This is a genomic window from Leifsonia sp. GW821-FHT13C05, from assembly GCF_058806515.1.
Genome location: NZ_JBXAPT010000001.1, coordinates 723051 through 734099 on the forward strand (window position 1 = coordinate 723051; position 11049 = coordinate 734099).

The following is an 11049-nucleotide window of genomic DNA, read 5'->3' on the forward strand; positions in this document are numbered from 1 at the left end:
CGCGGGGAGGCCGGATCAACCGGAACGCGCGTTACGCGGACTTCTCCTCGCGGCGCGGACGGTGAGGCACGATCGTGGGCGCCGCGTTCTCGAGCACCGCTTCGCGGGTGACCACGACGCGGGCGACCTCTGCGCTCGACGGCACCTCGAACATGATCGGCCCGAGGACCTCTTCCATGATCGCGCGGAGTCCACGGGCGCCGGTCTTGCGGAGCACCGCCAGGTCGGCGATGGCTTCCAGGGCCGGCTGCTCGAATTCGAGCTGCACACCGTCGAGCTCGAACATGCGCTGGTACTGACGCACCAGAGCGTTCTTCGGCACCGTGAGGATCTGCATCAGCGCATCCTGGTCGAGCGGCGTCACCGTGGTGACCACGGGAAGACGGCCGATGAACTCCGGGATGAGCCCGAACTTGTGCAGGTCTTCCGGCAGCACCTCGCTGAACAGGTTGACGTCGTCGCCCTTCGAGTGCAGCGGGGCGCCGAAGCCGATGCCCTTCTTGCCTGCACGCTGGGAGATGATGTCTTCGAGCCCGGCGAACGCGCCGGCCACGATGAACAGCACGTTCGTGGTGTCGATCTGGATGAACTCCTGGTGCGGATGCTTGCGTCCGCCCTGCGGAGGAACGGAGGCGACCGTGCCCTCGAGGATCTTGAGCAGCGCCTGCTGCACGCCCTCGCCCGACACGTCGCGCGTGATCGACGGGTTCTCCGCCTTGCGCGCGATCTTGTCGACCTCGTCGATGTAGATGATGCCCGTCTCGGCGCGCTTCACGTCGTAGTCTGCGGCCTGGATGAGCTTCAGCAGGATGTTCTCGACGTCTTCGCCCACGTAGCCCGCTTCGGTGAGGGCTGTCGCGTCTGCGACGGCGAACGGCACATTGAGCCGCTTCGCCAGCGTCTGGGCCAGGTAGGTCTTGCCGCAGCCCGTCGGGCCGATCAGCAGGATGTTGCTCTTCGCGATCTCGACGTCGTCCATGACGTCGGCCGAGGTGATCGACGCCTTGGCGCGAACACGCTTGTAGTGGTTGTAGACAGCCACCGCCAGCGCACGCTTCGCGGCCTCCTGGCCGATCACGTACTCCTCGAGGAATCCGAAGATCTCCTTGGGCTTCGGCAGGTCGAATTCGCCTGCCGTCTCTTCGCCTGCTTCGGCGAGTCGCTCTTCGATGATCTCGTTGCACAGCTCGACGCACTCGTCGCAGATGTACACGCCCGGTCCGGCGATCAGTTGCTGGACCTGCTTCTGGCTCTTGCCACAGAAGGAACACTTGAGCAGATCGGCGCTTTCCCCGATGCGTGCCATCCCTCTCCCCTCCTTCTCAGGGTCTTTCCCGTCGAGCCTAACCTGTGCGAGCGACATTGGCGCGCACCTGGCCGCATTTGGTCACGCGCGCCACGCGCATCCCGTTCTGCCTACAGCAGATGGCGGAAGTACCGGCCGGGCGCGTCGAGGAACGAGCGCCAGTGCCGCACGATCTCCAGCTCCTCCCAGGTCGTCGACCGGATGCCCCACTCGCCCACCTCCAGGATGCGCGCGCCGGGCAGCGCGGCCAGGATCGGCGAGTGCGTCGCGCACAGCACCTGCGTGCCGCGCGCCACCATCTCGTTGAGGTTGGACAGCCAGCGCAGCGACGACTCGAACGACAGCGCGGCCTCCGGCTCGTCGAGGCAGACCAGGCCGGCGACGTACTGCGGGTGGTTCAGCTTGTTCTCGAGCAGGTCGTTGAACGACTCGCCGTGGCTCAGCGTGTGCAGGTGCGCATCCGGACTGCCGGGCAGCGACTCCAGATAGGAGTAGTAGCCGTGCATCGTCTCCGCCCGCAGGAAGAACCCCCAGCGCGGCGCGGACGGGCTGCGCTCGACCAGCAGCCACTCGCCGAGCGGCGACTCGCTGGGTCGGGTGCTGTGCGAGCCCTGGTTGCTCCCGCCCTCCGGCGGCAGTCCGTACGCGGTCGCGATACCCTCCACGATGGTGGACTTGCCGCTGCCGTTCTCCCCCACCAGGAAGGTGACGCCGGGCGCGAGCTCCAGCCCCTGGCAGAGCACCTGCGCGACGGCCGGGATGTTCGCGGGCCACGCATCCGGATCGTACGGAGCATCCCGATAGGCCCTGACACGCCGAACGGGGCGATCGTCGTCCAGACGATCGCCCCGTTCGTTCATCGCGGGCTCCGGATGCTGTCTTACTTGACCAGCGCCGGCAGCGTCTTACGGCTGGTGAGCACCTGGTCGATCAGACCGTAGTCGAGCGCCTCGGCGGCCGACAGGATCTTGTCGCGGTCGATGTCCTTGTTGACCTGCTCCTGCGTGCGGTTGGAGTGGCGCGCGAGCGTCTCCTCCAGCCAGGTGCGCATGCGCATGATCTCATTGGCCTGGATCTCGATGTCGGACGCCTGCCCCTGTCCGGCCTCGCCGACGGCGGGCTGGTGGATCAGGATGCGGGCGTTCGGCAGCGCGAGACGCTTGCCGGGGCTGCCTGCCGCGGTCAGCACAGCGGCTGCGGAGGCCGCCTGGCCGAGCACCACGGTCTGGATCTGCGGGCGGATGTACTGCATCGTGTCGTAGATCGCGGTCATCGCGGTGAACGAGCCACCGGGCGAGTTGATGTACATGACGATGTCGCGGTCCGGGTCCTGGCTCTCGAGCACGAGGAGCTGGGCCATGATGTCGTCGGCGGACGCGTCGTCCACCTGCACGCCAAGGAAGATGATGCGGTCCTCGAACAGCTTGGCGTATGGGTCCTGGCGCTTGTAGCCGTATGCCGTGCGCTCTTCGAAGCTCGGGAGGATGTAGCGCGATCCCGGAGCCTGGACTCCGTTGAACGCCTGACCTCCGAAGTTGGGGATGTTCATGTCGATTCCTATTCCTTCCGAGGTCTTACTTCTCGTCCGCGGTTCCGCCACCGCCGACGACCTCGGTCGCCGTCTCGCGGATGTGGTCGACGAAGCCGTACTCGAGGGCCTCCTGCGCGGTGAACCAGCGGTCGCGGTCACCGTCTGCGTTGATCTGCTCGACGCTCTTGCCCGTCTGGGCCGCCGTGATCTCCGCGAGGCGCTTCTTCATGTCGAGGATGAGCTGCGCCTGAGTCTGGATGTCGCTCGCGGTTCCGCCGAAGCCGCCGTGCGGCTGGTGCAGCAGGACGCGGGCGTTGGGGGTGATGTACCGCTTGCCCTTGGTGCCGGCGGTGAGGAGCAGCTGCCCCATCGATGCCGCCATGCCGATGCCCACGGTGACGATGTCGTTCGGCACGAACTGCATGGTGTCGTAGATGGCCATGCCGGCCGTGATCGACCCACCGGGCGAGTTGATGTAGAGGTAGATGTCTCGCTGAGCGTCCTCCGCGGCGAGGAGAAGCAGCTTCGCGGCGATCTCGTTCGCGTTCTCATCCCGGACCTCGGACCCGAGCCAGATGATGCGGTCCTTCAGCAGTCGGTCAAAAACACTGGGTTGCATGCCCATGTCGGCCATGTGTCGCTCCATTTCCTTGTCGCTTCGTGAATGAATCTATCGGAGCCCGTGGCCCATTTCCGGCCTGTTCGCCCTGGGCAGACGAGCGCGCCGCCGGTGGGGTCGGGCGGCGGGGTCGGCGGTCGGGTCCGACCGCGATCAGCTGAGCGCGAGCATCGCGACGCCGCCGAGCACCACGACTGCTCCCGCCATCCGCTGGGCCGGCCGCGGCTCGCGCAGGATCAGCCACCCGGCCAGGCTCACCAGCACCACGCTCAGCTCGCGCGCCGGGGCGACGAGCGACACCGGGGCCAGCTGGATAGCGCTCAGCACCAGGATGTACGACAGCGGAGAGAGCACGCCGACCACCACGGCCTGCCAGCGGAACCGCCGCCACACCGCGACGACTTCGGCGCGCCGGGTGATCAGCACGGGCGCGAGCAGCACCACCTCGCCGAAGCTGCAGCCCACCATGAAGGCCACGGGCGAGACGCCGAGGTCGTTGACGGTGAAGGCGTCCCAGAGCGTGTAGACCGCGATGGTCACGCCGGTGAGGAGACCGTAGAGGATGCCGGGGCCGAGCATCCGGGGTCGGCGGGAGGAACGCATCCCGGGTTGCGGGGTGGCGTGCTGTAGGTCCGCGCCTGTTACGGGTCGCCCCGTGGTAAGGCCGATCCCGACGATGCCCGCCACCACCACTGCGGCACCCGCGAGAGCGAGGGCGGACGGATGCTCGTGGAACAGCACGATCGCGAAAACCACGGACAGCAGCGGCCCCGTGCCGCGCGCCATCGGGTACACGACGGAGATGTCGCCGTGCGCATACCCGCGCTGAAGCACCCACATGTATCCGACGTGGATCACCGCCGACACTCCGGAGCCGATCAGCAGCCAGCGCAGGTCCGCACCGTTGATCGCGATGTCGACGCCGGCGATCGGCAGCCAGAGCACGGTGGAGGCGATGGCGCCGAGCAGGATGAACGGCAGGCCGCTGGCGCTCGCCCGTTTGGAGGCGAGGTTCCAGGTGGCGTGCGCGAACGCGGCGACGATGACGAGGAGAAGGGCGACGGGTGGCACGAGGATCCTTTCGTTCGCCGCGATGGCACGGCGAAGGGATCCTCCGGGCTTTTGTCCTGTCAGATGACGGCGGCGCTGCGCGCTGCCGTGGTGCCGCTCGGACCAGACCTCCCGCGAACTCTTCCGGGGAACGGAACCCTAGGCACTGTCGAGGACCACGCTACCGGGTCGTGAGGTCGCGCGCACACGCGGCGACGGCGCGCCGGTACAGCGGCAGGCCTCCGCCTCGCGCCCGGCGACGTCACCCCGGGTACGCGAAAGGCCGGGCACTGTGCGTGCCCGGCCTGCGCGTGTGGTGCTACTTCTTCTCGGAAGCTGCCTTCTTCTTCGGAGCAGCCTTCTTCTTGGGCTTCTCCTCGGCCGGGGTCTCCTCGGCGGCGGGCGCCTCATCGGCGGCCGGAGCCTCGTCGGTCGCGGCGGTCTCTGCGTCGGCTTCCTCGTCCTCCGGAGTGATGGTGAACTCGCTCAGGTCGACCTTCTTGCCGTTGCTGTCGACGACCTCTGCGCGGCTGAGGACGATGGTGAGCGCCTTGTTGCGGGCGACCTCTCCGACCATCGACGGGATCTGGCCGTTCTCGCTGAGGATCTTCACGAACTCGTTCGGGTCCATGCCGTACTGCGATGCACCCTGGATGAGGTACTGGCTCAGCTCGTCCTGGTTGACCTTGACGTCTTCGACACGGGCGATCTCGTCGAGCAGGATCTGCGTGCGGAAGGTCTTCTCGCTGGACTCGGCGACCTCTGCGCGGTGCACGTCGTCTTCGAGGCGGTTCTCCTGCTCCAGGTGGCGGTGCACCTCGTCCTCGACCAGCTGGGTCGGGACGGGGATCTCCACCTGCGCGAGCAGCGTGTCGAGCAGCTGGTCGCGGGCAGCGGTGCCCTGGCCGAACGTCTTCGAACGCTCGACCTGCTCGCGGACGCTCTCGCGCAGCTCGGCGATGGTGTCGAACTCGCTGGCGATCTGCGCGAAGTCGTCGTCCGCCTCCGGAAGCTCGCGCTCCTTGACGGCGGTGAGGGTCACGGTGATCTGGGCGTTCTCGCCCTCGTGGTCTCCACCCATGAGCGGAGCCTCGAACGTGGTGGTCTCACCGGCGGTGAGCGTGTCGAGCGCCTCGTCGATGCCCTCGATGAGCTCGCCGGAGCCGATCTCGTAGGAGATGCTGTTGGCGGTGTCGACCTCTTCGTCACCGATGACGGCGACGAGGTCGATCTGCGCGAAGTCGCCCTTCTTGGCGGGGCGGTCGACGGTGACGAGCGTGCCGAAACGGCTGCGCAGGTTGTCGAGCTCGGTGTCGACGTCCTCGTCGCTGATGTCCGCGGCGTCGACCGTGATCTTCAGGTCGTTGTATGCGGGCAGCTCGATCTCGGGGCGCACATCCACCTCGATGGTGAGCAGCAGGTCGCCGGAGAAGTCCTTCTCGTTGGGCCACTCGGTGATGTCGGCCTCGGGACGTCCGAGCGGACGCACGTCGTTCTCGTCGACGGCCTGACGGTAGAACCCGTCCAGCCCCTCGTTGACGGCGTGCTCCAGGACGGCAGCCTTGCCGACACGCTGGTCGATGATCGCCGGCGGAACCTTGCCCTTGCGGAAGCCCGGGATGTTGACCTGCTCAGCGATGTGCTCGTAAGCGTGCTTGATAGACGGCTTGAGCTCCTCCGGCGTCACCGAGATGGTGAGCTTGGTGCGAGTGGGGCTCAGCTTTTCGACCGTGGTCTTCACGTTGTTGGCTTCTCCTGATAATTGAAACGATGGTCTCGTCGGAAATGACTGGTCGGGGCGACAGGATTCGAACCTGCGACCTCCCGCTCCCAAAGCGGGCGCTCTAGCCAAGCTGAGCTACGCCCCGGGTTCTAGCCAACCCGCCCGGTCCGTACCCCGACACGAACAAACCCGTCGGGGGCGAAAGACCACGCGCAAGTCTACTGCACGACCACGACCCGCCGCGCGCCAGAGCCCTCGCGGCGATCCGCCACGCGCGTGGCGGTCGGACCGGGGTCCGAACCTGTACTACGATGTCCTGGTGCCCATCGCGAGATGGGAACGGGGATGTAGCTCAATGGTAGAGCCTCAGTCTTCCAAACTGATTACGCGGGTTCGATTCCCGTCATCCCCTCCGATTCCGGCTTCCGCGTCACGCTCGCACGTGCAGCAGCACGTCCTCGGAGGCAAACCCCGCCCGTCTGTAGAAGGGCACCGCCCCGGCACTGGAGTGCACCGTGACCCGTTCCAGCCCCAGGTGCCCTGCGCGTTCGAGCACGGCGCGCACGAGCTGTGCACCGATGCCCGAGTTCCGAAGCTCGGGGACGACGTAGACGCACTGCACGTCGCCGGACGCGCGATCGAACGCACGCGCGCTCGGCACCCGCTGTGTGATGGCGAGCCAGGCCATCCCGATCACGATGCCGTCGGACGCGACGGCGGCGAAACAGGTATGCGTCGACTGGTGGGCGCCGCCCCATTCCGCGAACCGCTCGGAGAAGACCTCTCGCGACTCGTCCGGCGAGCCGCCGTTCTCCAGCAGCGAATCCCAGCGCAGACCACCGACGTCGAGCAGTTGAGAGGGTGAGGCAATCCTGACATCCACGGCGACGTTCATCCGGGCACACTACCGAAGGTGCGCATCCGGCGTCGTGAAGGCCGCACACCATTTTTGGGCCGCAGCTACGGTGGCTTCGCGATTCCACCCGGTGGTGTCCAGCACGGTCAGCGTGTCGGGGGCACCGACACGCGACTGCCGCAACTCCTCGTTGAGCGCGACGTGGCGGTCGACATCGATTCCTTCGCGGCTCCCGCGTCTCCCGATGATCCGGGCGCGGATCGTCGCTTCGTCGGCGGTCAGAGCCAGGAAGTGGACGGGGACGGATGCCTCCATCCGGGTGGTGAGCACCTGTTCGGGGAGGGCGACCCCGCAGAGGACGGGGATGAGTCCGTTGTCCTGGATCTCGAGGCCGAGTTGCCACAGATAGGCCCAGAACGCGAGGTAGTCGCGGCGGCCGTCGGCGACGGCGTGCGCGCCGGATGCAAGAGTGTCCCCATCCAGCGCCAGCACACCCGGAGCAGCGGTCAGCGCCGCGCAGACGAGGGACTTTCCCGACGCAGGCACGCCCGTCACGACCAGGAACGGCAGGTCAGGGCGTTCGCGTTCCGCGCCACAGAAGTCGCACACGACAACGCGACCCGTCACGCTGCCCCGGCCATAACTCCCGCACTGCACGCACACCATCGCCATGCACCCATGTTCGGGCACTCCCACACGAGAGAACGCCACGACGCACACACAACGCAGAAGCGGCCGCTCCCCCGCAGAGGAACGGCCGCTCACACGCACAAACCGGCGGGACTACTCCGTCCCCACCGCCTTGTCGGCCGCGTCGCGGGCGCCGTCGATCTGGCCCTCGAATTTGCCTCCGGTGACCTTGTTGGCCGCGTCGGCGACGCCGTCGAGGAGTTTGTCGCTGATGTCTTCGGCCTGTTCGCTCTTGAGGGCGTCCTTGACCTGGTCGCTGTCGAGGAACTCTTTGGCCTTGCTGGTGATGTCGTCGAATCCGGCCATTGTGGCACCTGCTTTCGTCGATGGATCGAAGTGCCTACATTCTGGTGTTCCCGCCCGCGCGCGGCAAGGGTCAGCGCTGCAGGAAGGCCAGCACCGCAAGCACGCGGCGGTGGTCGTCGCCGGAGTCCTCCAACCCCAGTTTCTGGAAGATCGCAGTGACGTTCTTCTCGACGGCGCCCACCCCGATGACGAGGCGCTGGGCGATCCCGGCGTTGGTCCTGCCTTCCGCCATCAGCTGCAGCACCTCGCGTTCGCGCGGGGTGAGCGACGCGAGCGGGTCCGTGCGGCGCACGAGCAGTTCGCGGACCACCTGCGGGTCGAGGACGGTGCCGCCGTCCGCCACGCGGGTGACCGCATCCCGCAGCTCGTCGAGGGAGGCGATGCGGTCCTTCAGCAGGTAACCGGTGCCGCCCTGGCCGCTCGCCAGCAACTCCTGGGCGTACGTGCCCTCCACATACTGGCTCAGCAGCAGCACGCCGATCTCCGGATGCGTCGCCCGCAGCGTCAGCGCAGCGCGCACGCCCTCGTCGCGGAAGGTCGGCGGCATGCGCACATCCAGCACCGCCACATCCGGCGCGAGCGAGCCGATCGACTCCAGCAGGGTGTCCGCGTCGCCGTACGCGCCGACCGTCTCGAAGCCGGCCTCGTCGAACAGCCGCACCAGGCCCTCGCGCAGCAGCACGGAGTCGTCGGCGATGACCAGGCGGAGACCGTCAGGAGAATTCACCCCACCAGCCTAGAGGGGCCGCACAGCACGAAGCGGCGGGGCGCCCACCCGAATGGATGCGCACACCACCGCCCACACGCCGCCAGCAGGCAGCCAGCACGCCGCCGACTACACCGGGATGCGCGCCCCGATCCTCGTCGGACCGCCCACCGGGCTGTCCACCACGAACTCGCCGCGCAGCCCGTGCACGCGCTCGCCCAGTCCGGCGAGGCCGTGGCCGGCCACCGCCGACGCTCCCCCTGCACCGTTGTCGGTCAGCCACACGCTCAGCCACGCCGCGCCCGTCGCCGGGTCGACCGTGCGGTCGAGGAACAGCCGCGCCTCGGTCGCTCCGGAGTGCTTGGCCAGGTTCGCGGACAGCTCCGCCGCCACGAAGTACACGCTTCGCTCCAGCTCGGGCGAGAACCGCACGCCGGGCTCGATCGACGACTCCACCCGCAGCGGGATGGGGCTGCGTGCCGCGAGCGAGTCGATGGCGGCGACGAGTCCCCTGTCCTGCAGGATCGGCGGGGCGAAACCGCGGGACAGCGCCCGCAGCTCCTCCAGCGTGTCGTGCGCCTGCTGGCCGGCCTCCGCGAGGATGGCGCGGGCAGCATCCGGATCGTCGGCGAGCTTCCGCTCCGCCGCCGCGATGTCCATCTGCAGCCGCACCAGCCGCTGCTGCGGGCCGTCGTGCAGGTCGCGCTCCAGACGGCGCAGCGCCTGGTCCTCCGCCACGATGGCCGCGCCGCGAGAGGCGGACAGGTCGGCGACCTCGCGCTGCAGCGCCTCCGAGCGCCACGCCCCGAGCATCCCCTGCGCGATCACACTGTGCAGCGAGATGAGCCCGCGGGTGATGAACGGGAGGGTCAGGGCGAAGATCACGCCGAGGACGAGGTCGAGGATCGCCTCGCCCATCACGGGATCGAACGTCGAGCGGACGTTGAACACCCAGTCCACGATGATCCGCGACAGGTACACCTCGCGGTCGCCGTTCGGGATGAACCGTTCCCAGAACCACGCCGTCAGGCCGCCTAGCGCGACAGCCGACCACGCGATGGTGAGCGTCCACGAGACGATGCTGACGATGGGGTTGATGATGAGCGTGTGCAGCAGGTACAGCCAGTAGTGCCCGTTCACGAACGGACCGAACATGGTGCGCCAGAACGTCTGCGGCCGGGACGGGTCCGTCCACTGCGGTTCGGTGATCTCCGGACGGCCTGCCCAGCGCAACCGCGTGATCTCGAGCGTGCCGAACGCACGGACGACGTAGAACGTGGCGATCAGCACGAACAGCCCGACATAGATGATGAGCGTGCCGACGCCCGTCCAGAACAGGGTCAGCCCCACCGACATGCCGACGATCGCGATCGGCATGGTCAGCAGCAGGAACCCGAGTTCGCGGGGAACGCCGCGCCACAGGGCGCCGTACCCTCGCCGGGATGCGGCGGGCGCCGTCTGTGCAGGGGATGCGCCGGCGGGCTGGTCGGGGGTGCTCACAGCATCCAGAGTGCCAGACGCCGCGGCGACGTGGAGCGGAGGGGTGTCAGTGCTCATGGTGTGGTCTCCTTGGTCATGGCTCCAGCCTTCCGAACCGGCGGTACGGCCGGTATCGGGTGGCCGCCCGGACCGGTACGGGGGTTACCCCACCCTTAGTTAGCGGAGGCTCAGCTTCGTTGCGGAATTTCACCGAACGCGTAGCGTTGTCACCAGTCAGATGAAAGGACGCCAACCCATGACGGACATCGCCGCAACCCAGAGTGTTTCGAACCCCGACGTCGCCGCAGGAGTCGCGCAGTTCCTGAGCCCGGTCGTCATCGACCTGACCGCCCTGGTCGTCAACGGAAAGCAGGCGCACTGGCATGTGCGCGGCGCCAACTTCATCGGCGTCCACGAGCTGCTCGACACGATCGTCGCGCACGCCCAGGAGTGGGCAGACCTCGCCGCGGAGCGCATCGTCGCCCTCGGCCTCCCGGTCGACGCCCGCCTCGGCACCGTGGCTGCCAAGACCAGCACCACCGAACTCACCGCCGGCTTCCGCCAGTCGGACGACACGATCGCCGAGGTCATCGGCCAGATCGACGCAGCGCTCGCCAACGTGAACGCCGCGGTCAAGGAACTCGACGAGCTCGACCAGACCAGCCAGGACATCGCCATCGAGATCGCCCGCGGCCTCGACAAGGACCGCTGGTTCCTGTTCGCGCACATCAGCAAGTAGCGTCGCACAGACACACGGAACGGCCCTGGATCGCCCGACGATCC

12 protein-coding genes and 2 tRNA genes are annotated in these 11049 nt (G+C 67.8%); 2 read left to right on the forward strand and 12 right to left on the reverse strand.

The window, feature by feature from the left end:
* Positions 1-31: 31 nt before the first annotated feature.
* The 7 genes from clpX to AC1ROC_RS03525 all read right to left on the reverse strand — a co-directional run bounded on the left by clpX (position 32) and on the right by AC1ROC_RS03525 (position 6374).
* A complete protein-coding gene (gene clpX / locus AC1ROC_RS03495; protein WP_085368477.1) occupies positions 32-1306 on the reverse strand; it encodes an ATP-dependent Clp protease ATP-binding subunit ClpX in 1275 nt (424 codons plus the stop codon).
* A 110-nt stretch (positions 1307-1416) separates the two neighbouring features.
* Positions 1417-2166: an AAA family ATPase gene (locus AC1ROC_RS03500; protein ID WP_492998130.1), complete on the reverse strand. Its 750-nt coding sequence runs from the start codon at positions 2164-2166 to the stop codon at positions 1417-1419.
* 20 nt (positions 2167-2186) lie between these two features.
* Entirely contained in the window at positions 2187-2855 is a 669-nt protein-coding gene (locus AC1ROC_RS03505; RefSeq protein ID WP_168689343.1) for an ATP-dependent Clp protease proteolytic subunit, read from the reverse strand.
* 25 nt (positions 2856-2880) lie between these two features.
* Positions 2881-3471: an ATP-dependent Clp protease proteolytic subunit gene (locus tag AC1ROC_RS03510; RefSeq protein WP_055893424.1), complete on the reverse strand. Its 591-nt coding sequence runs from the start codon at positions 3469-3471 to the stop codon at positions 2881-2883.
* A 138-nt stretch (positions 3472-3609) separates the two neighbouring features.
* Positions 3610-4527, reverse strand: a complete 918-nt coding sequence (locus AC1ROC_RS03515; protein WP_492998133.1) for a DMT family transporter — start codon at positions 4525-4527, stop codon at positions 3610-3612.
* Between the two features lie 298 nt (positions 4528-4825).
* Positions 4826-6247 carry a trigger factor gene (gene tig, locus AC1ROC_RS03520; protein ID WP_492998135.1) on the reverse strand — a complete coding sequence of 474 codons (1422 nt, stop codon included), beginning with the start codon at positions 6245-6247 and terminating at the stop codon, positions 4826-4828.
* 49 nt (positions 6248-6296) lie between these two features.
* Positions 6297-6374, reverse strand: a tRNA-Pro gene (locus AC1ROC_RS03525).
* 196 nt (positions 6375-6570) lie between these two features.
* Here AC1ROC_RS03525 and AC1ROC_RS03530 point away from each other — a divergent pair.
* Positions 6571-6641, forward strand: a tRNA-Gly gene (locus AC1ROC_RS03530).
* An 18-nt stretch (positions 6642-6659) separates the two neighbouring features.
* On the opposite strand, the gene AC1ROC_RS03535 is transcribed toward AC1ROC_RS03530, so the two are convergent.
* The 5 genes from AC1ROC_RS03535 to AC1ROC_RS03555 form a co-directional block, all read right to left on the reverse strand.
* A complete protein-coding gene (locus AC1ROC_RS03535) occupies positions 6660-7124 on the reverse strand; it encodes a GNAT family N-acetyltransferase (protein WP_492998137.1) in 465 nt (154 codons plus the stop codon).
* A gap of 9 nt (positions 7125-7133) precedes the next feature.
* Positions 7134-7712 (reverse strand): P-loop nucleotide/nucleoside kinase family protein, encoded by a 579-nt coding sequence (locus tag AC1ROC_RS03540; protein ID WP_492998139.1) that lies wholly within the window; start codon positions 7710-7712, stop codon positions 7134-7136.
* Between the two features lie 156 nt (positions 7713-7868).
* Positions 7869-8081, reverse strand: a complete 213-nt coding sequence (locus AC1ROC_RS03545) for an antitoxin (protein WP_492998141.1) — start codon at positions 8079-8081, stop codon at positions 7869-7871.
* A gap of 70 nt (positions 8082-8151) precedes the next feature.
* Positions 8152-8808: a response regulator transcription factor gene (locus AC1ROC_RS03550; RefSeq protein WP_085368485.1), complete on the reverse strand. Its 657-nt coding sequence runs from the start codon at positions 8806-8808 to the stop codon at positions 8152-8154.
* Positions 8809-8916: 108 nt separating this feature from the next.
* Complete coding sequence (locus AC1ROC_RS03555) at positions 8917-10344, reverse strand: sensor histidine kinase (RefSeq protein WP_492998143.1); 1428 nt, start codon at positions 10342-10344, stop codon at positions 8917-8919.
* Between the two features lie 178 nt (positions 10345-10522).
* Between AC1ROC_RS03555 and AC1ROC_RS03560 the strand changes: the two genes are divergently transcribed.
* Positions 10523-11005, forward strand: a complete 483-nt coding sequence (locus AC1ROC_RS03560) for a Dps family protein (protein WP_434948467.1) — start codon at positions 10523-10525, stop codon at positions 11003-11005.
* Positions 11006-11049: the final 44 nt, after the last annotated feature.